We start from the raw sequence: 20,927 nt of genomic DNA, 5'->3' as shown, positions 1-20,927 counted from the left end.
GCACGCTACTTGAAAGCCAGGCTCCGCTCATGCGGGCCTGGCTTTTTTCATGCAGGCTGGGCGGCGGGCGCGGCCGCCTTCTGGCGCTGGATCGCCAACACCATCAGCGCGGCGACGAGGCAGGCGGCGCCGGCCGCGAACAGGGCCGGATTGTAGGTCAGCATCAGGGTGCGGATGCGGCCCGCGCCGTACGCGGCCACGGCGGCGCCCAGCTGGTGGCCGGCGAAGATCCAGCCGAAGACCATGCCCGCCCGCTCCCGCCCGAACGTGGCCCCTACCAGTTTCACGGTCGGCGGCACGGTGGCGATCCAGTCCAGACCGTAGAACATGGCGAACAGGGACAGGCCGTACAGGGTGAATTCCGAATACGGCAGCCAGAACAGGGACAAGCCGCGCAAGCCGTAATACCAGAACAGCAGTTTGCGGTTGTCATAGCGGTCCGACAACCAGCCGGACAAGATCGTGCCGAACAGGTCGAACGCGCCCATCATGGCCAGCACGGACGCGGCCGGCACGGCGGACAGGCCCGAGTCGCCGCACAGGGAAATGAAGTGCGTCTGGATCAAGCCATTCGTGCTGAGGCCGCAGATGAAGAAGGTGCCGAAGAGTATCCAGAAGGTGCGGTTCGCCGCCACGCTGCGCAAAATCACGAACGGCGTGGCAAACGTCATCTTCGCTGCCGGCGCCACCATCAGAGGCGTAGCCGGGTCGGCGCCGTAGGGCCGCAAGGCCACGTCCTGGGGACGGTTGCGCATGCACAGGAAAGCCAGCACGGCGACGATGGCGCAAGCGGCAAACACGGGCATGACGGCCGTGCGCCAGCCGTAGTGCTCGATCAGCCAGGCGCCCACGGGCAGGAACAGCAGCTGGCCCGTGGCCGAGCTGGCCGTCAGCACGCCCACCACCAGGCCCCGGTGCGTCTCGAACCAGCGGTTCGCCACCACGGCGCTCAAGACCAGCGCCGTCATGCCAGAGCCCAGCCCCAGCAGGATGCCCCACAGGGCCACCAGGTGCCAGAACTGCGTCATGCGCGTGGCCAGCAGCATGCCGGCGGCGATCAGGCCCAGCGCCACGCAGATGACATTGCGCAAACCAAAGCGTTCCATCAGGATGGCGGCGAACGGCCCCATCAGGCCAAACAGCACGAAGCGCACGGCCAGGGCCGAGGAAATCTGCTCGGCATCCCAGCCGAATTCGCGGCTCAAGGGCTGCATCAGTGCGCCTGGCAAGCCCAGCGCGGCGGACGAGGTCAATGCCGTGAGGAAGGTGATGGCGACGATGACCCAGGCAAAGTGCACGCCGCGCCGCGCCAGCCATTGCGAAAAGGGATAGGAAAGCATGCAGTCCTCATGAGAAAAAATGGATGCCGATCAGCGCCAGCCGACGGGATTTTTCTCATGTTATATTATGATCGTAATTTATACAATCGAAAAAACTGGAGCCGCATTGCTGCGTACGGCTCCAGTCCTGGCTTGAGCGCCGGTGCAGAATGCGCTTATTTCACTTTCAAGCCATTCTTCACATCCGTCACGCCTTCCACGCCACGGGCCAGGTCGGCGGCTTTTTTCACTTGCGCCTGGGAAGGCACGAAGCCGCTGAGCATGACGACGCCGTTGACCGTTTCCACGTGTACATCGAGCGCTTTCAAGTCATTGTCCTTGACGAGGTCAGCCTTGATTTTCGTCGTGATGACGGAGTCGGCCACGGCCGTCTTGGTGCTGCCGGCCGCATTGCGCGTCACGCAGGCGGCCTTGGCCGTCGCATCCATGGCGTCGCAGTTTTCCTTCGTCGTGGCGGGCGGATTTTGCGCCACGTTGGTGCCATCCCTGGCGCCCGTGTTGGCGTCAGCCAGCGCGGCCGTTTTCGCCGCCTTGGCATCATTCATGCACGTGGTTTTGTCGGCGCCCGTACGGTCGCCGCACTTGGCCTTGGCCAGGTCATACTCGGCATTGGCGACGTCCTTGCGGGCCTTGCCCAGTTCGCGCGGCGTGTTGCGGTATTGCGCCACGGCGTCCGAATCGGCCTTGGCGCGCGCCACCTTGGCTTCTTCCACGCAGACTTTTTTTGCGTTGCCGCTGTGGCTGTCGCAGGCGGCCTTGGCCTGCTTGTAGTCGGCCGATGCCTTGTCCGTCAAACTCTTGTACGAGGCATCCTGCGCATACGCGGGCGTGGCGGCAAGCAGGGCACTGGCACTGGCGGCCAGCATGAGTGCGATCATTTTGTTCATGATGGTTCCTCTCTGGTTAGTTGATGCCCAGATTAGACCCCTGCCGCGCACAAAGCTCCGTGCGACAGCACACGCTGACAGTCCATTCACATAAAAATCAGCGTTTATTTGTCGCCGCTCAAGCCCTTCCGCCACAATACTTGCGCCTGTTCAAATATTGAAGCGGACTCATCAAATACACCGGCGCCATCGGCCAGCGCCAGCCATGCCTGCGTGGCGTGCGAACCGCCTGCGCCGTCGCTTGCGACTTCACCAGCCGCGCGCACGCCGCGCATCCAGGCCAGCACATCCTGGTACTGCCCGGGGTGGCGTCCATGCATCCAGGCCAGGGCCACCAGGTCCGCATAGCCCTCTTCACGGCGCGTCTCGCGCAGCTCCTGCGCCAGCAGGGTCAACTTGCCCTGCTGCATGCTGCGCGGCTCGACAAAGCCGCGTGGCAAGGCATGCCAGTCGCCCTGCGCATAGCGCCGGCAGTGGCCGATCTCATGCGCCGTCATCGCTTCCATCATCAGGCCGTGGCGCGTGGGTGACACGCCCTGCAAGATACCGTCCGCCTGCGCATTGCCGCGCAAGGACAGCACCAGCTTGCAGCGCCCAGCTTCGTAGCCCAGCGCCAGCGGCACGGCGCCGGGCGCATCCTGCGGCTGCACGATGATATCGATGGGCAAGCCCTGCGTGCGCGCGTAATCGATGACGGGTTTTCCCGCCTGCAGCCAGCGGATTTCCAGATCGGTAAGCTGGGCAGCGGCCACGGCGGGCAAGGCAAGGGACACACTCAACAGCGAAAACAGTTTCAACATGGGATCGACGGGAAGAAAGGAAGATTTACCACTGCAGAGTAAGCGGTGAAAATATTTCCACAAGGAAAAACTGGCAACTTTTCATAAATAAAGACGAAAAAAAACCGACGCAGAATGCGCCGGCTTTTCACACTGATAATAATCAAGGTCAGCTTATTTCTTCGCCGCCTGGTCCAGCGCGCGGGCCGTGACGAATTCCGGGCGGATATCGTTCGGTACGGCCTTCATCTTGTCGAGCGCCACTTGCACCTCAGGGCGGATCACCACGTACTTGGTCATCAGGTCTTTCGCGCGCGCATAGTCGCCCGTCGCCTCGATGGTCAAAAATTCACGGTCCAGGTCGATCACGGCCTGCTTGATCTTGCCAAAATCGACGCCGAACTTGCCATCGCCCAAGGACACAAAACCGCCCTTGTCGAGCATGTAATTCATCTGGATGGCCATGCCGCGCGCGTGCGAATCCGTCAGGCCGAAATGCAGGGTGCGGAAACCGGAGGCGAGGAAAGTGTTGTACAGCTTGCGCTCGGCCACGTCGCCCTGGCCCAGGGTGTCGTTCAGTTGCCCCTTGTCCATCATGTAGCGCAGCGCGAACAGGCCGGTAATATCGGCCTTGGCTTCCTCGATGGTCGAATAGGCTTCCTTCAAGTCCTGGCGCGGCGTCGATGGCTTGCCGTCGACGACGGTCGCGTGCGGGCCCAGGCCGTGCATGATTTCATGCGCGAGGATGTGCGTGAAGAAGGAATTGAAATCCACGTCCTGCTGCGCTTCGGGCGTGAGCACCAGTTTCGAGATCGGCGTCAGGGTGGCCTTGAACTTGGCTTCCTGCACGTTTTTCAACATGACGCGCTTGGAGCCGCGCGCGCTGATGATGCGCTCGTCGTTCGGCAGGTTGTAGGCAGCCGTCTGCACGGCCATGTTGCCATCGCCGGCGCCATACACCTGGTTGACCACCACCATCGGCGCCAGCGCGCCCACTTTCGGGTTGCGGTACTGGGCGTCGAGCGGCAGGTTGTCTTCCAGTTCCTGCATGTGCTTGGCGAAGAAGTTCAGCTTTTGCGTTTCCGCCTGGTCGCGGATGTTCACGTAGGCCTCGAACGCGGCCTTGTAGCCGAACAGCTCGTCGTTATACGTTTCATACGGGCCGATGGTGATGTCGACGGGCGAATCGAGGTCCATCCAGGCGAAGTCGGACGGCAGATAATCGTTGTCGAGGAAAGCCTTGGCGCGCAGGGTCAGAAATTTCTTCAGGGATGCATTGTCCGTGGCGGCCGCCGCCTCGTCGAGCAGCTTGGCCAGTTGCTTCAGCTCCACCTTGTATTCATCCGAATACTTGACGGTCTGGTACTTGCCATCCTTGCCCGCGCGAATCGTCGTAAAGAACCATTGCGCCTGCTGCTTGTCGTCCGCCGGCAAGCCATTCATCCACGTTTCCAGGCTGGCCTTGGTGGCGCCCTGCGGATAGAAATTGCCCGCTTCCGGCTTGTGCGCGGGAATGGCGATACCGGCATAGCTGGCCGGCATGAAAGAGGCGTGCGCGTCGAGCACCGACCATGGCCCCTTGTTGATCCAGAAATAATTCAAAAGTGCCTGGCCCAGCTTTGATTTGTCTTTCTTGAGTGCTGCCCACAGCGCCTCGTTGCCGGACCAGCGCTGGCGCAATTGCAGCACGTCGACCAGCTTGGCCGCTTCGACCAGCTTGGCGATGGCCTGGCGATCGCCCGCGGACAGGTGCTTGACATCGGCAGTCAGCGCGACGGGCGCATAGCGGGCGCTCATGCTGGTCAATTGTTGCGCCGTAGCGGGGGTGGCTGGCGTTGCGGCGCAAGCGCTGCCGACGGCGGCGGCCATCAGCAGGGGAATCAGGATGTTTTTCATGGGGCCTCGGTGTATGGTTCACAGCAAGAAAGCGCCCCGCGCTGTTACTGCGCGTCCGCTTCCTTGTTCAGCCTGCGATTGTCCCACCTGCCCCCATGGCATGGCAAGCGGCTTACCAGACCTTGTACACCTGCCCCGTCTGCGCCCCTTCCACGCTGCGGCTGTAAGCGAGCGCTACGCGGCTGGCGGCGGCCGGCTCGAAGCCATAGAAGAAGGGACCATACGCTTCCAGCGATTCGGCCAGCACCGTGGGGCTGACGACATTGATGCGCACGCCCCGCTGCAACTCGATGGCGGCGCCCCGCACGAAACCTTCCACGGCCGCATTCGTCATGCTGGCGGCCGTGCCAAAGCGGATAGGCTGGTCGGCCACGATGCCGCTGGTGAGGGTGATCGAGCCGCCGTCATTCAGGTATTCCTGCGCCACCAGCGCCACGTTGACCTGGCCCATCAGTTTGCTGTCCAGGCCCAGCTGGAACTGCTCGGGCGTGAAGTCGGCCAGGGGGCCGAAATGCAGCTTGCCGGCCGTGACGACGACGGCGTCGACCTTGCCGATGCGCTTGAACAGGGCGCGCACCTGCGCGATATCGCCCATGTCGGCCTGGTGCGTGCCTGTGCGGCTGCCCACTTCAATGATTTCATGGCGTTGCGCCAGTTGTGCGGTAACGGCCTTGCCGATGGTGCCGCTGGCGCCAATGATGACGATTTTCATGCTGCTTCCTTGTGTGGGTTGAACGATGCAGCCAGTATGCGCCGCTTCCAAAAAGGAATAAATGCGTTAAAATTTACAAGATTACCAACTCATAGTTTGCAATCAAGGCGCCATGGATAAATTGCGCAGCATGGAAATCTTTGTGTCCGTCGTCGACCAGGGCAGTTTCACGGCCGCCGCCGAGGCGTTCCAGATTTCGCCCGTGATGGTGGGCAAGCACATCAAACAGCTGGAGGAGCGGCTGGGTGCGCGATTGCTGGCGCGCACGACGCGCCGGCAAAGCCTGACGGAAATCGGCCAGCAGTATGTGGAACAATGCCGCCAGATCCTGGCCAGCATCCATGCGGCCGAACGGGGCGCGGAAGCCATGCGCACGGCGCCGCGCGGCAAGCTGAAGATCACGGCGCCCGTGTCCTTCGGCAGCGAATGCATCGCGCCGCTGATGGCAGAGTATCTGACGGCCTATCCGGACGTGAGCCTGGAACTCAATTTGAATGACAGGATGGTGGATCTGGTGGAGGAAGGATTCGATGCGGCCATCCGCATCGGCAAACTGGAAGATTCCGGCATGGTGGCGCGGCCCTTGCGACCGTATGCGATGGTGATCTGCGCCTCGCCCGCCTACCTGGCAAAGCACGGCACGCCGCGCACGCCGGACGATCTGGCGCGGCACGAATGCGTGGATTTCATGCAGTGGTCGCGCCACATGCGCTGGCGCTTGAGCGGCAAGGAAGCGCGCCACGATGGCGCTGCGGTAGAAAGCCGCTTTCGCTCGAACAATGGCCAGGCGCTGCGCATGGCAGCCCTGCACGGCTTCGGCATCGTCATGCAGGCGGAGATTTTACTGGCCGACGATATCGCGGCGGGACGGCTGGTGCCGCTGCTGGCCGACCACGTGCCGGCGCCGCGCCTGATGCATGTGCTGTATCCTCGCGACCGCCAGCCCACGCCCAAGCTGACGACCTTCATCGATTTTCTGCTGGAACGCTACGGGCCGGAGGCGACACCGCCTCCGGCCACGCTCACGTAACCGTCTTACCTAATTCACCTTCGCGACTGGCGCGGAGGCCAGCTTGGCCAGCTCGCCGTCCGGCTGCCAACCTGCACCCAAAGAGCGCGCCACGGCGACCGTCGCCAGCAAGCGCTGCGTCTTGATCTGCGCGGCGGCGCGGTCCGCGGCCAGTGAGCTGCGCTGCGCATCCGTCACGTCCAGGTAGGTCGAGATGCCGCGCTCGTAGCGCGTGCGCGCCACCAGGTAGGCGCGCGCCGCCGCTGCCTGCGACAAGGCTTGCGCGTCGCCCTGCAACTGACGCTGCTCCACGTCGGACAAGGCATCTTCCACTTCGCGCAAGGCCGTCAGCAGCTTGGTTTCATGGTTCGCCACGGCTTCCGCATAGCGCGCCTTGGACAGGTCAAGATTGGCCTGGTTGCGGCCGCCGTCGAAGATCGGCAGGGACAGCGCCAGCGGGCCAAAGCTGAACTGGCGCGAGCCGCCCTGCGCCAGGTCACGCAGCTTTTCCGAGGCGTAGCCGAAATTGCCCGTCAATTGCAGCGTCGGATAAAACGCGCCTTCAGCCACGCCCACTTGCGCATTCGCCGCGCGCAGGCCCGCCACGCTGGAGACCAGGTCCGGGCGGTGCGCCAGCAGGCTGGCCGGCAAGCCGACAGGGATACCTGGCGGCAGCGGCAGGGCCGATGGATCGGCAGCCACCGGCAACTGCAACGCCGACGGCGGCTTGCCCGTCAGGGTGGCCAGGCTGTTTTCCAGCTGGTTACGCTGGCGCTTGACTTCATGCAGGTCGGCCTGCGCGTTCGACAGTTCGACTTTCGCGCGCGCCAAGTCCAGCTCATTCGTCAAGCCCGCGTTGAAGCGCGCCTCGACCAGCTGTGCCGATTCGCGGCGCGTGTCCAAAGCGCCATTCAGAATCGCCATTTCCGCATCGAGGCCGCGCAGCTGCCAGTAATTGCTGGCCACTTGCGACGACAGCATCAACAGCACGCCGTCGCGGTCGGCCTGCGCCGCCAAGGCTTGCGAGTCGGCCGCTTCGACCATGCGTTTGACGCGGCCCAGCAAGTCGACTTCATACGACAGCGTGCCACCCACGGAGAAGTTATTGCCGCTGATGGAGCGGTTGCCCAGGGCCAGGCCCTGCGAGGTGTTGGCCGAGGTGCGCGAGTTCGAGATGCCCGTGCTGACGTTGACGCTCGGGCCCTGGTTGGCGCGCGCCGTGCCGCTTTGCGCCAGCGCCTGCAGCAGGCGTTCGCCGGCCGCCTTCACGCCGGGGTTGTCCTGCAGCGCGCTCTGTTCCAGGCGATTCAGGGTGGCGTCGCCGTAGATGCTCCACCATTCCTTCGGCAGCTGCGCGGCGTCCGCCGCGGATGCGCCGTGGCGGAAGGTGTCGCTGCCGGCTACATTCACCGGGGCGGTGAAATCCTGGCCCACGGTGCCGCAGGCGGAGAGCGCCACGGCAAGGGAAGCGGCCAGCGCGATTTTCGTCAATACTGTTTGCATGATGTATACCTTCTTGTTCTTGAGGTGCTGCACGTGCGGACTGTGTGCGGTCAATGACCGCCGCCACCGCCACCGGGGGCTTTGAGTTTGTCGGCCAGCCACAGGGGCACGATGCAGGCCAGCAGGATGGCGCCGATCAGGAAGAAGCCATCGTTGTAAGCCATCACATACGCTTCGCGGCGCACGATGCCGTCGATCGCCTGCAAGGCCTGGTTGCCGGCCGTGACGGCGTCATAGCCCTTGGCCATGAACGACGACGTCAGCTGGTCGATGCGCAACTGCGTGGCGCTGGAATAGGCATTGATCGCTTCACCCAGGCGCTGCGAATGGAAGTGCTCGCGGGTGCTCAGGGCCGTGGCCAGCAAGGCGATGCCGATCGAGCCACCGAGGTTGCGCGTCATGTTGAACAGGCTCGAAGCGGACGCCATGTCCTTCGGTGCGATGCCCTTCATGGCGAAGTTCGACAGGGTCAGCATGACAAAGGGCTGGCCCAGTGCGCGCACCACCTGCGACCACAGCAGCTGGTCGTAGCCGGTGGACGCGTCCATGTAGGCATTCATCATGCACGAGCCGCCAAACAGCAGCAGGCCGATCGAACACAGGATGCGGTTATCCACCGTCGACGACAGCTTGGCGACGAACGGCATGATGAACAACTGCGGCAAGCCCACCCACATGATGACTTCACCGATCTGCATCGGCGAGTAGCCGGCGATCTGGCCCAGGAACAGGGGCAGCAAGAAGGCCGAGCCATACAGGCCCATGCCCGTCACGGCCGACAGTACGGTGGCCACTAAAAAATTGCGCTGGCCGTACAGGCCCAGGTTGACGAACGGTTCGGCGCGCGTGGCGCTGGTGACGACCCAGCCCAGGATGCCCGTCAGGGCCAGCGCGGCAAAGGTGATGATGAAGCCCGAGTCGAACCAGTCTTTCGAGTTGCCCTCTTCCAGGAAGATGGTCAGGCAACCGAGGCCCAGAGCCATGAAGAAGATGCCCAGCCAGTCGGCTTTCCAGAACAATTTGAGCTGCAGCGGCTCCTTGTCCAGGCCATAGATCATGCCGACGATCAGCAGCACGCCCGGCACCCAGTTGATGTAGAAGATCGATGGCCAGCCATACAGCTCGGAGAGGTAGCCGCCCAGGGTCGGGCCCATGGCCGGCGCCAGGGTGGCCGTCAAGCCGAAGATGGCCATGCCGACGGCGCGCTTCGATGGCGGCAGCTTGAGCATCACCAGGGTAAAGGCCATCGGGATCAGGGCGCCACCCGTGAAGCCCTGCAGCATGCGGAAGACGATCATGCTTTCCAGGTTCCAGGCCGCCCCGCACAGGGTGGAGAACAGCAGGAAGAAAGCGGTGGTGCCGATCATGTAGGTGCGCAGTCCGAACACGCGCGCCAGCAGCGCGGTGAGGGGAATGACGATAATTTCCGCCACCAGGTAGGCCGTGGAAATCCACGAGCCCTCTTCCTGGGTGGCCGACAGCGAGCCAAGGATATCCTTGAGCGAGGAATTCGTGATCTGGATGTCGAGCACCGCCATGAAGGCGCCCAGCATGCCGGCGGCAACCGCCAGCCAGGTGCGCCCGGAGACTTTCTCGTCGATCACGGGAAACGCTGGCGGCTTCGCCAGCGTGGTGGAAGGGCTGCTCATGGAAGCTTAGCGCGTGGTGGTCTGGGCGACGGGAGCAGCTGGCGCGGCGGCGTGGCGCGCGGCCGGCTCCTGGGCCGCATTGGGCTGATTCACTTCCACTTCGGCGATCACCGACATGCCCGGCACCAGGCGGCCATTCATGGCCTTGACGTCTTCCGGCTGGAAGACGATTTTTACGGGCACGCGCTGGACGATCTTGGTGAAGTTGCCGGTGGCGTTATCGGCCGGCAGCAGGGCGAATTGCGCGCCCGAGGCAGGCGCGAAGCTGTCTACGGTACCCACCAGTTTCTTGCCCGGCATGGCGTCGATGGTCACGTGCACGCTCTGGCCGCGGTGCAGGTCGGCCAATTGGGTTTCCTTGAAGTTGGCGGTGACCCAGACGTTGTCTTGCACGATGGCCGTCAATTGCTGGCCAGGCTGCACGCGCATGCCAGTTTCCACGTTGCGCTTGCCGATGCGGCCGGCGACGGGCGCCAGGATGCGGTTGTATTGCAGCTGCTGTTCCGCGTCCTTCAATTGCACGCGCAATACAGCCACTTGTGCCTTGGCCACGTCGCGCGCAGCTTGCGCCGCGCCGATCTGCGCCTTGGCGGCCGAAGCGCTGTCGCGGCGGGCGGCCAGGTCGGCCACGGCGCTCGAGCGGGCCGCATTGGCCGCGTCGAGTTCCGCTTTCGAGACGGCTTTCATCTGGCTCGTGTAGAGCTGGCCATAACGGTCCGCATCCTGTTTTGCGCGCAGCAATTGCGCATCGGCTTGCGCCACTTGCGCCTGGGCGCCGCTCGCTTGCGCCTGCACTTGCGCGATCTGCGCGTCCGCTTGCAGCACTTGCTGCTCGGCGCTGGCGATCTGCGCGGCAATTTGCTCGGTTTTCACGCGCTGGTCGAACGGGTCGAGTTCGGCGATGACGTCGCCCTCTTTCACGAATTGATTGTCGTCGATGAAGACCTTGGTGACGACGCCGGAAATGCGCGCCGAGACGGGATGCACGTGACCGGCCACGTAGGCGTTTTCCGTTTCCACAAAATAGTGGCTACGGTACCACATGCGGGCGCCGGCGCCCAGGGCAACCAGGACGATCAGGCCGGCGATGATTTTCACGCGGTTATTCGGTGCTGCGGAGCTGGCCGAAGCGGCGGGCGCGGTAGGTGCGGCAGGGGCCGCGGGTGGGACGGCACTCAGCACCTTGTGCTCTGCTTGGCCTGGCTGGTTGGACATACTTGCTCCGGAAATGAAATGATATATGTTCATTATTGGGCAAAGAAAAGCCAAAGTCAAGAAATGAAACGATTGCATTTCATTTTAATTTACACTACAGTGTGAGCCATCACTTACCTTCCCACTTATAAAGAGACCCTGACCATGCCCGATCCCGGCCTCAGCGATACCTTGCCTACCGATACAGAATCCGGCGACGCCCAGGAACTTTCCTGCTGCGGCAAGCCAGCCGGCCGGCCGCGCGCGGCCGACATGGAAGCGCGCATGGAAAACCTGCTGCACACGGCCGGTTGCCTGTTTCTGGAAAAGGGGTATGGAAAGGTGAGCCTGGAAATGATCGCCCGCGAAGCCCATGTGGCCGTGCGCACGATTTATGTGAAGTTTGGCGGCAAGTCCGGCTTGTTCAATGCCGTGGTGGAATTGCGCCGCGCCTCTTACTTCTCGACCATGCCGGCGCTGGAAACGGATATGCGGCCCCTGCCCACCATCCTGGGCGAGTTCGGCTTGCTGTTCGTGCAGCTCGTCACCATGCCGGCGGCGATTCGCCTCAATCGCATGGTGGTGGCCGAAGCGGCCACGCACCCGGAACTGGCGGAAACGTTTTACAAGGTGGGACCGGGACAGACGCGCGAGATGCTGACGAGGTTTTTCAGCCGCCCCGACATCGCGCCCCTGTTTCGCGCGGAATTGACACCGTCCATGCTGGCGCTGCACCTGCTCAATTGCCTGCTGGGCGACCAGATGTCGCGCCTGCTGTTTCCGCCACAGGCGCAACCGGATGTGGCGCAATTGCGCGCCAAGGTGGCGGTCAGTCTCGACCTGTTCCTGCACGGCACCCTGCGCCAGCCGCTGGCGGCCTGACACGGAACGGCTGGGCGGGGAAATCAGCCAGGACGGCTGCAACCCTCCGGCACCGCCGCTGCGGCGTGCTCCTCGCTCAAGCCCAGCGCGCGCAGGAAAGGCTGGGCCGCTGACGCGCCATCAACACTGAGTGAAGACTCACTTCCATCGTAGCGGTCCGGGCCATAGCGCATCAGGTCGAACGAGGTTTCAAAGCGCTGCGCCAGGAAATACGTGCGGAAGTAATCGAAGGAAAACGCCACCTGGCCATCATCGCGCAGCAGCAAGCCCTGCGCATACAAGGGCACCAGCCAATCCCCGGCCGCCATGCTCCAGCCCTTCACGCCACAATAGTCGCTGGCAAAGCGCTCCAGCTCAGCCTCGCTGAGGAAGACGGTCTTGGCTTCGAACATCACGAACGCCAGCTCGATCAGGAATTCGCGCGCATCGGCAGCCACGCCTGCGTTTACGCGCTGCTGCGCGCCCGCCTTGCCCAGCAAGCCGTCGAGATAATCGCGCTCGACTGCCAGCTGCGGCAGCAAGGTGGCAAATACATACTCGGCATCCACCTGCCCCGTTTCCTGACCATTCGGCGTGTACAGCACCGACAGGGCGAAGTGCTTGCTCACGTCATCGAACTCGCGCAGGGACACCGTCCACTGCGTGCCTGCCGCGCCGCCATCGGCCGCGGCCTCGCCTGTACCGAACTCGAGCACGGCAAACGCCGCCATCTGGCCTTGCGCACTGTACAGGCTGCCCGGATTGCTCTTGAACAGGATGCCCAGCGACTTCATCAGCGAACTGGCGTCGCCCGTATGCTGGTGGCCATGGAACACGGCGTGGATATTCTTGTAGTGCGCGCGCTGCTCCGCACTGGCGTGCTCGTCGGCGGAGAAAAAGCTGAAACCGGCATTGCCCAGCGCCGCAGCCGCGACACCCTGCGCGCGGCTGCCCGGCACCAGGTAGAAGCGCGCGCCAGGCAAGCTGGCCGCCTGCAGCAGGGGGCGCAGGAAGTATTCGTAGACATACACGGGCGTCGTGCCGGCACAGGCGTCGAGCGCCACCAGCTGGCCCGTGAAGAAAATCGCATCGATCTTCTTGCCCGCCGCCAGGATAGCGGCCACGTCCTGGTACAAGGCATGCAGCATCACGGCTTGCTCTTGCTCATCGGCCCGGCGCAAACGGACATCGGCAATATGAAGGGCGGTAAATTTTTTCATCGTTGCAAAACTCTTTCAGTACAGCGGAATTTGACCGAACCCCACGCTGGCAACATTCCTGGAAAAATCACACGCTTCTATTGAAGCAGAACATGGTGACAGACCTCCATTCTGCCACTTTTTCCACACGGCAATACTCACCAATGTTCACATGGGATGGATCTGCCACAAGCCATCTGCAGTTTACGCTGCCCAGATCAAGGGATAAAAAAAAACCCGGGCACATGTCCCGGGTTTTTGAGTGCTGCAACGTACGATTAAACCATCAGCGCTTGCGCGGTGGCGGCAAGTCCGTGCACACGCCTTCGTACACTTCGGCGGCCATACCAATCGACTCGCCCAGGGTCGGGTGCGGGTGGATGGTCTTGCCGATGTCGGTGCCGTCGCAGCCCATTTCGATGGCCAGCGCGATTTCACCAATCATGTCGCCCGCATGCGTGCCGACGATGGTGCCGCCGATGATGCGGTGCGTTTCCGCATCGAACAGCAGCTTGGTGAAGCCTTCGGCGCGGCCATTGGCCACGGCGCGGCCGGAAGCTGCCCAAGGGAAGTGGCCCTTCTCGACCTTGATGCCCTTGGCTTTTGCTTCGTCTTCCGTGATGCCGGCCCATGCCACTTCCGGATCCGTGTAGGCGACCGATGGGATCACCTTGACGTCGAAGTGCGACTTCTGGCCAGATGCCGCTTCGGCAGCCACGTGGGCTTCATGCACGGCCTTGTGCGCCAGCATCGGCTGGCCCACCAGGTCGCCGATGGCGAAGATGTTCGGCACGTTGGTGCGCATCTGGCTGTCGACGTTGATGAAACCGCGATCCGTCACTTGCACGCCCGCCTTGTCGGCGGCCAGCTTCTTGCCGTTCGGGCTGCGGCCCACGGCCACCAATACCAGATCGTAGATCTGTGGCGCCGGCGCCGTGGCACCTGCTTCAGCCGCTTCAAACGTGACCTTGATGCCTTCCGGCAGAGCCTCGACGGCCACCGTCTTGGTCTTGGTCATGATGTTGTCGAAGCGCTTCTCGTTGAACTTCTGCCACACCTTGACGGCGTCGCGGTCCGCGCCCTGCATCAGGCCATCCATCATTTCGACCACGTCGATGCGCGCACCGAAGGTCGAATAAACAGTCGCCATTTCCAGGCCGATGATGCCGCCGCCGATGACCAGCATGCGTTTCGGGATCTGGCGCAAGTCCAGCGCGCCCGTCGAATCGACGATGCGCGGGTCTTCCGGCACGAAGGGCAGTTTTACCACGGACGAACCGGCCGCGATGATCGCTTGCTTGAACTGCACGACTTTTTTCGAGCCGTCGCCTGCCGTCACTTCGATGTGGTTCGCGGAGAGGAACTGGCCCACGCCCGTGACGACTTGCGTCTTGCGCGCCTTGGCCATGCCGGCCAGGCCGCCCGTCATGTTCGAGATCACGCCTTCCTTGTACTTGCGTACCTGGTCGATGTCGATGGTCGGCTTGGCAAACGTCACGCCCGTGTTGGACATGTGCGCCGTTTCATCGATGACGGAGGCGACGTGCAGCAGCGCCTTCGACGGGATACAGCCCACGTTCAGGCACACGCCGCCCAGGGTCGCATAGCGCTCGACGATGACCGTCGACATGCCCAGGTCGGCCGCGCGGAACGCCGCCGAATAGCCGCCAGGACCGCCGCCCAGCACCATCATGTCGACGTCGATGTCGACCTGGCCGCTGTAATTGCCGGCCGGGATGGCGGCAACGGCTGCAGCTGCTGCCGCCGCTGCAGGAGCCGGTGCCGCCGCAGGCGCAGGAGCGGCCGCCGGTGCGGCTGCGGGAGCAGCAGCGCCGTCAAGCGCTTCCACCACCAGCAATGCGCTGCCTTCGGCGATCTTGTCGCCGACCTTGACTTTCAACTCCTTGACGACACCCGCGTGGGTCGATGGAATCTCCATGCTGGCCTTGTCCGATTCGACCGTGATCAGGGACTGGTCCACCTTGATGGTGTCGCCGACCTTGACCATCAGTTCGATCACTTCGACTTCCTTGAAGTCGCCGATATTCGGTACTTTTACCTCTACTGTGCTCATCAATCGCTCCTTACAGCAGAATTTTGCGCATGTCGGCCAGGACTTCGCCGAGGTACACGGAGAATCGCGCGCCCATCGCGCCATCGACCACGCGGTGGTCGTAGGACAGCGAGGTGCCCATCATCAGGCGTGGCTGGAAGGCCTTGCCATCCCATACCGGCTTGATCGAGGCTTTCGACAGGCCCAGGATCGCGACTTCCGGCGCATTGACGATAGGCGTGAAGTGCGTGCCGCCGATGCCGCCCAGGGACGAAATCGTGAAGCTGGCGCCCTGCATGTCGGCCGGTTTCAGCTTGCCTTCGCGCGCCTGCAAGGAGAGTTCCGTCATTTCGCGGGCGATCTGCGACACCGACTTCTGGTCCGCGCCCTTGATCACCGGGACCACCAGGCCATTCGGCGTGTCGGCAGCGAAGCCGATGTTGTAGTACTGCTTGAGGATCAGGTTCTCGCCCTTGGCGTCGAGCGACGCGTTAAACGCGGGGAATTTCTTCAGCGCGGCGACGGACGCCTTGATCACAAAGGCGAGCATGGTCAGCTTGGCCGCATCCTTGTTCTTCGCATTGGCCGCGTTGGTGTCGACGCGGAACGCTTCCAGGTCCGTCACGTCCGCTTCGTCGAACTGCGTGACGTGCGGGATCATGACCCAGTTGCGGTGCAAATTAGGACCCGAGATTTTCTTGATGCGCGACAGCGGCAGCAATTCGGTCGTGCCGAATTTGCTGAAGTCCAGCGACGGCCATGGCAGCAGATCCAGGCCCACGCCCGAACCAGCTTTGGCGACCGGCGCATTTGGCGCGGCGACAGCGCCCGACATCACGCCCTTGACGAAGTTCTGCACGTCTTCCTGGGTGATGCGGCCCTTCGGACCGGAACCGCCCACGCGGCTCAGGTCCACGCCCAGTTCGCGCGCGAACTTGCGGATCGATGGCGACGCGTGCGCCAGTTTGCCATTCACGGCAGGTGCGGCGGCAGGGGCCGGGGCAGCAGCAGGTGCTGCGGCAGGCACGGGCGCCGAAGCGACGGCGGCGGCTGGTGCGGCGGCGGCTTGCGCAGCGGGTGCCGGTGCAGCAGCGGCAGGTGCGGCAGGAGCAGCGCCACCGGTCGTTTCGACAACCAGCACCAGCGAACCCTTGGCAACCTTGTCGCCGACCTTGACTTTCAATTCCTTGACGATACCGGCATGGCTCGATGGGATTTCCATGCTGGCCTTGTCCGATTCGACCGTCAGCAGCGACTGGTCGACCTTGATCGCGTCGCCGACCTTGACCATCAGTTCGATGACTTCGACTTCCTTGAAGTCGCCGATATCAGGCACGGTCACTTCGACCAGGGCCGGCGCGCCGGATGGGGCGGCAGGTGCTGGCGCGGCGGCAGGTGCGGCTTCAGCAGCCGGTGCAGGGGCGGCAGCGGCAGGCGCAGGCGCCGATACCGGGACCGACGCGTCGTCCGCCACTTCCAGCAGCAAGACCAGCGAACCTTCGGCGATCTTGTCGCCCACGTTGACTTTCAATTCCTTGACGACACCGGCGTGGCTCGATGGAATTTCCATGCTGGCCTTGTCCGATTCGACCGTGATCAGGGACTGGTCAACCTTGACCGTATCGCCTGGCTTGACCATCAGTTCAATGATCTCGACTTCCTTGAAATCGCCGATATCCGGGACTTTGACTTCCACAATGCTCATAGCTTGCTCCGTTATTTTATTTGTCAGATGGACCCGCACACACGCCAGGGCGGCACTTTCGCACCGCCCTGGCATCATCGGGTCCGCACAACGATTACTGGGTCACCGGATTCGGTTTGTTCGCGTCGATGCCGTACTTGGCGATCGCCTGCTCCACCACCGACACGTCGATCTTGCCTTCGTCAGCCAGCGATTTGAGCGCGGCCACGGTGACATAATAACGGTTCACTTCGAAGAACTCGCGCAGCTTGGCGCGGCTATCCGAGCGGCCAAAGCCATCGGTACCGAGCACTTTATAAGTGCGGCCCTTCGGCATGAAGGCGCGGATCTGTTCTGCAAACGCGCGCATGTAGTCGGTCGTGGCGACGATCGGGCCGTCCGTATCCTGCATCAGCGACGTCACGTACGGCACGCGCTGCTCTTTCGACGGGTTGACCATGTTCCAGCGTTCCGCATCCTGGCCATCGCGGGCCACCAGGGTCAGCGACGGCGCCGACCACACGTCCGCGGCCACGCCCCAGTCGTTTTGCAACAGTTCGGCGGCGAAGATCGATTCGCGCAGGATGGTGCCGCAACCGATCAGCTGTACGCGCAGCTTGGCGTCCGCAGAGCCTTCCTGCAGCTTGTACATGCCTTTCAGGATGCCTTCTTCCTGGCCTGGCTTGATGCCTGGCTGGGCGTAGTTCTCGTTCATGATCGTGATGTAGTAGAACACATCTTCCTGATTGGCGATCATGCGGCGCAGGCCGTCCTGGATGATGACGGCGACTTCATGGCTGAAGGTCGGATCGTACGGCATGCAGGTCGGGATGGTCGCGGCAAAGATATGGCTGTGGCCATCTTCGTGCTGCAAGCCTTCGCCGTTCAGGGTCGTACGGCCAGCCGTGCCGCCCATCAGGAAGCCGCGGGCGCGCATGTCGGCCGAAGCCCATACCTGGTCGCCGATGCGCTGGAAGCCGAACATCGAGTAGAAGGTGTAGAACGGGATCATGATGCGGTCGTTGGTCGAGTACGACGTCGCCGCGGCGATCCACGAGCTCATGCCGCCCGCTTCGTTGATGCCCTCTTGCAGGATCTGGCCAGCCTTGTCTTCGCGGTAGTACATGACCTGGTCTTTGTCGACCGGCTCGTACAACTGGCCTTTCGGGTTGTAGATGCCGATCTGGCGGAACAGGCCTTCCATGCCGAAGGTACGCGATTCATCGACCAGGATAGGCACGACGCGCTGGCCCAGGTTCGGGTCTTTCAGCAGGGTCGAGATCACACGCACGAACGCTTGCGTGGTCGAGATTTCACGGCCTTCAGGCGTCGCTTCCAGCACGTTTTTAAAGGCGTCCAGGCCAGGCACGGGCAGGGTTTCTTCCGACTTCTGGCGGCGCTGCGGCAGGTAGCCACCGAGGGCCTTGCGGCGCTCGTGCAGGTAGACCATTTCCGGCGCGTCGTCGGCTGGCTTGAAGAACGGGATGTCGGCCAGCTTGTCGTCAGGGATAGGCAGCGAGAAGCGGTCGCGCATTTCGCGGATGGCTTCGTCGTCCAGTTTTTTCGTCTGGTGCGCCGTGTTGCGCGCTTCGCCCGACTTGCCCATGCCGTAACCCTTGATGGTTTTCACCAGCAGGACGGTCGGCTGGCCCTTGTGTTCCTGGGCGATCTTGAATGCCGCGTAAATCTTGTGCGGATCGTGACCGCCACGGGTCAGGCGCCAGATGTCGTCGTCCGTCATGTTGGCAACCATTTCCAGCAGCTTCGGATGCTTGCCGAAGAAGTGCTTGCGCACGTAGGCGCCATCCTTGGCCTTGTAGTTCTGGTATTCGCCGTCGACGGTTTCCATCATCACGCGCTGCAGGATGCCTTCCTTGTCTTGCGCCAGCAGGGCGTCCCAGCCCGGACCCCAGATGACCTTGACGACGTTCCAGCCGGCGCCGCGGAATTCGCCTTCGAGTTCCTGGATGATCTTGGTGTTGCCGCGCACAGGGCCGTCCAGGCGCTGCAGGTTGCAGTTGACCACGATGACCAGGTTGTCGAGCATGTCGCGTGCGGCCAGGCCGATCGCGCCCAGGGATTCCGGCTCGTCCATCTCGCCATCGCCGCAGAAGGCCCAGATCTTGCGGTTGTCGGTTTTCGCGATGCCGCGTGCGTGCAGGTATTTCAGGAAGCGCGCCTGGTAGATCGCCATGTGCGGGCCCAGGCCCATCGACACGGTCGGGAACTGCCAGAAGTCAGGCATCAATTTAGGATGCGGGTACGAGGACAGGCCCTTGCCGTCGACTTCCTTGCGGAAGTTCAGCATTTGCTCTTCGCTCAAACGGCCTTCGAGGAAGGCGCGCGCGTAGACGCCGGGCGAGGAGTGGCCCTGGATGTACAGCAGGTCGCCGCCGTGGTCGGCCGTTGGCGCGTGCCAGAAATGGTTGAAACCGATGCCCAGCATGTTCGCCAGCGAAGCGAACGAGGACAAGTGGCCGCCCAGATCGCCGTCGGCGCGGTTGGCCTTGACGACCATGGCCATGGCGTTCCAGCGCATCCACGAGCGCAGGCGCTCTTCGTATTCCAGGTTGCCGGGACAGTGTGCTTCTTGTTTGGTGGGGATGGTGTTGACGTAGGCGGTGGTGCTGGAGAACGGGATCTGGGCGCCGCGGCGGCGGGCCAGGTCAACCATGCGCTCCATCAGGTAATGCGCGCGTTCCGGACCTTCATTTTCCAGAACGGCTTCGAGCGCGTCCAGCCACTCCTTGGTTTCCTGCATATCCGGGTCGGTGCCGATCTGTGTCGTTACCTGGTTCAGTTGAGCTGACATCTGTTGAGTCTCCTTTGTGAACGCCCCACCCCGATTTTCCGGATCGCTGTCGGACGGTATTTCGCTGATTATTTACTATTAAGTCGGTTTAGTGTGGGGATTCTAACAGCGTATTTACTATTTTTCAAATTACGATATAGCATTTCATATTATGAAATTACCCTATGAAATTTATGCTGCACTGCCGCAAATTCTGTCCGGAAACTAAGATGTGCGCACCAGCAAAACGAATGTACACCCCGGTCGCCCGCACAGGCATAACGGGCCAAGCGGGCCTGAAAAATGTCGAGGGCAAGGCGCGGCGACGCAGACAGTACGTCAGTACGGCAAGGAGCTGCAACGCCGCCATCGGCATTTTCTCAGGCCCGCGTCTCCGGCCCGCTTTTTAACGTTACGGCATTGGCGCCAAAACCGCCCCTTTGCACCGCCCGGCTTTATAATCTGTCTTTTCCCTCCCACACAGCCTCCTACCATGCCAGCACAACTGATCGACGGAATCGCCCTCTCCCAACAACTGCGCAGCGAGATCGCCACGCGCGCCGCCGCCCTCACGGCCAAGGGCACCCAGCCCGGCCTGGCCGTGATTCTCGTCGGCGAAGACCCGGCCAGTCAGGTATATGTCCGCAACAAGGTCAAGGCGTGCGGCGACGTGGGTTTCCACTCGGTGCTGGAAAAATATGAAGCGGACCTGTCCGAAGCGGACTTGCTGGCACGCATCGCCAGCCTGAACACCGATCCCGCCATCCATGGCATCCTCGTGCAAATGCCGCTGCCAAAACATATCAACCCGCACAAGGTCATCGAAGCGATCGCCACGACGAAAGACGTGGATGGCTATTCCGTCCTGAGCGCCGGCGAACTGATGACGGGCTTGCCCGGCTTCCGCCCATGTACGCCGTACGGCTGCATGAAACTGATCGAAAGCACGGGCGTGGACTTGCGCGGCAAGCACGCTGTCGTCATCGGCCGCAGCAACACCGTCGGCAAGCCGATGGCCCTGCTGCTCTTGCAAGCGAACGCTACCGTCACCATCTGCCATAGTGCGACCCCGGACCTGGGCCTGTACACGCGCCAGGCGGACGTGGTCGTGGCCGCCGTCGGCCGCCGCAACACCCTGACGGCCGACATGGTCAAGCCTGGCGCCATCGTCATCGACGTGGGCATGAACCGCGACGATGAAGGCAAGCTGTGCGGCGACGTGGATTTTGCTGGCGTGAAAGAAGTCGCGTCCCACATCACCCCCGTACCGGGTGGCGTGGGTCCGATGACGATTACGATGCTTCTCATGAACACGGTCGAAGCCGCCGAGCGCATTTAAAAGGAGCACCTGAGAAAACGTCCATGGCTGC

Annotated in this window: 15 protein-coding genes; 3 read left to right on the top strand and 12 right to left on the bottom strand. The window is 62.7% G+C overall.

Annotated elements, in window-relative coordinates:
• Positions 1-47: 47 nt before the first annotated feature.
• The 5 genes from HWE17_RS04625 to HWE17_RS04605 form a co-directional block, all read right to left on the bottom strand.
• Positions 48-1,340, bottom strand: coding sequence for an MFS transporter (locus HWE17_RS04625; RefSeq protein ID WP_176387974.1), 1,293 nt, complete (start codon positions 1,338-1,340; stop codon positions 48-50).
• A 155-nt stretch (positions 1,341-1,495) separates the two neighbouring features.
• The gene (locus HWE17_RS04620; RefSeq protein WP_035821574.1) at positions 1,496-2,227 is read right to left on the bottom strand and encodes a BON domain-containing protein; all 732 of its coding nucleotides are present in this window, start codon (positions 2,225-2,227) and stop codon (positions 1,496-1,498) included.
• A 104-nt stretch (positions 2,228-2,331) separates the two neighbouring features.
• Positions 2,332-3,027 (bottom strand): hypothetical protein, encoded by a 696-nt coding sequence (locus HWE17_RS04615; protein WP_176387973.1) that lies wholly within the window; start codon positions 3,025-3,027, stop codon positions 2,332-2,334.
• Positions 3,028-3,180: 153 nt separating this feature from the next.
• The gene (locus tag HWE17_RS04610) at positions 3,181-4,902 is read right to left on the bottom strand and encodes a hypothetical protein (RefSeq protein ID WP_176387972.1); all 1,722 of its coding nucleotides are present in this window, start codon (positions 4,900-4,902) and stop codon (positions 3,181-3,183) included.
• Positions 4,903-5,014: 112 nt separating this feature from the next.
• Entirely contained in the window at positions 5,015-5,614 is a 600-nt protein-coding gene (locus tag HWE17_RS04605; protein ID WP_176387971.1) for a short chain dehydrogenase, read from the bottom strand.
• Positions 5,615-5,726: 112 nt separating this feature from the next.
• On the opposite strand from HWE17_RS04605, the gene HWE17_RS04600 reads away from it, so the two are divergent.
• On the top strand, positions 5,727-6,644 hold the full coding sequence (locus HWE17_RS04600; protein WP_176387970.1) for a LysR family transcriptional regulator: 918 nt from the start codon (positions 5,727-5,729) through the stop codon (positions 6,642-6,644).
• A 9-nt stretch (positions 6,645-6,653) separates the two neighbouring features.
• Here the strand turns inward: HWE17_RS04600 and HWE17_RS04595 are convergent, their stop codons facing one another.
• Genes HWE17_RS04595 through HWE17_RS04585 form a run of 3 tightly spaced genes read right to left on the bottom strand, consistent with a single transcriptional unit; the run spans position 6,654 to position 10,990 of the window.
• Positions 6,654-8,126 carry an efflux transporter outer membrane subunit gene (locus HWE17_RS04595; protein ID WP_176387969.1) on the bottom strand — a complete coding sequence of 491 codons (1,473 nt, stop codon included), beginning with the start codon at positions 8,124-8,126 and terminating at the stop codon, positions 6,654-6,656.
• A gap of 50 nt (positions 8,127-8,176) precedes the next feature.
• Positions 8,177-9,775, bottom strand: coding sequence for a DHA2 family efflux MFS transporter permease subunit (locus tag HWE17_RS04590; RefSeq protein WP_176387968.1), 1,599 nt, complete (start codon positions 9,773-9,775; stop codon positions 8,177-8,179).
• A gap of 6 nt (positions 9,776-9,781) precedes the next feature.
• On the bottom strand, positions 9,782-10,990 hold the full coding sequence (locus HWE17_RS04585) for an HlyD family secretion protein (RefSeq protein WP_176387967.1): 1,209 nt from the start codon (positions 10,988-10,990) through the stop codon (positions 9,782-9,784).
• Positions 10,991-11,134: 144 nt separating this feature from the next.
• Between HWE17_RS04585 and HWE17_RS04580 the strand changes: the two genes are divergently transcribed.
• Positions 11,135-11,851: a TetR/AcrR family transcriptional regulator gene (locus HWE17_RS04580; protein ID WP_099402919.1), complete on the top strand. Its 717-nt coding sequence runs from the start codon at positions 11,135-11,137 to the stop codon at positions 11,849-11,851.
• A 23-nt stretch (positions 11,852-11,874) separates the two neighbouring features.
• Here HWE17_RS04580 and HWE17_RS04575 read toward each other — a convergent pair whose 3' ends face one another.
• The 4 genes from HWE17_RS04575 to aceE form a co-directional block, all read right to left on the bottom strand.
• Entirely contained in the window at positions 11,875-13,050 is a 1,176-nt protein-coding gene (locus tag HWE17_RS04575) for a hypothetical protein (RefSeq protein WP_176387966.1), read from the bottom strand.
• A gap of 265 nt (positions 13,051-13,315) precedes the next feature.
• Entirely contained in the window at positions 13,316-15,103 is a 1,788-nt protein-coding gene (gene lpdA, locus HWE17_RS04570) for a dihydrolipoyl dehydrogenase (protein ID WP_176387965.1), read from the bottom strand.
• A 10-nt stretch (positions 15,104-15,113) separates the two neighbouring features.
• Positions 15,114-16,787 (bottom strand): dihydrolipoyllysine-residue acetyltransferase, encoded by a 1,674-nt coding sequence (gene aceF / locus HWE17_RS04565; protein ID WP_176387964.1) that lies wholly within the window; start codon positions 16,785-16,787, stop codon positions 15,114-15,116.
• 94 nt (positions 16,788-16,881) lie between these two features.
• Complete coding sequence (gene aceE, locus HWE17_RS04560; RefSeq protein ID WP_035821599.1) at positions 16,882-19,578, bottom strand: pyruvate dehydrogenase (acetyl-transferring), homodimeric type; 2,697 nt, start codon at positions 19,576-19,578, stop codon at positions 16,882-16,884.
• Between the two features lie 472 nt (positions 19,579-20,050).
• Here aceE and folD point away from each other — a divergent pair, with 472 nt between their 5' ends.
• Positions 20,051-20,896: a bifunctional methylenetetrahydrofolate dehydrogenase/methenyltetrahydrofolate cyclohydrolase FolD gene (gene folD, locus HWE17_RS04555; protein WP_176387963.1), complete on the top strand. Its 846-nt coding sequence runs from the start codon at positions 20,051-20,053 to the stop codon at positions 20,894-20,896.
• The last annotated feature ends 31 nt before the right edge of the window (positions 20,897-20,927 follow it).

It is taken from the genome of Janthinobacterium sp. BJB401 (assembly GCF_013372745.1).
GTDB lineage: Bacteria > Pseudomonadota > Gammaproteobacteria > Burkholderiales > Burkholderiaceae_D > Janthinobacterium > Janthinobacterium rivuli.
Note: the sequence above shows the minus strand (reverse complement) of the source record. Positions and strands in the feature narration are given on the sequence as shown.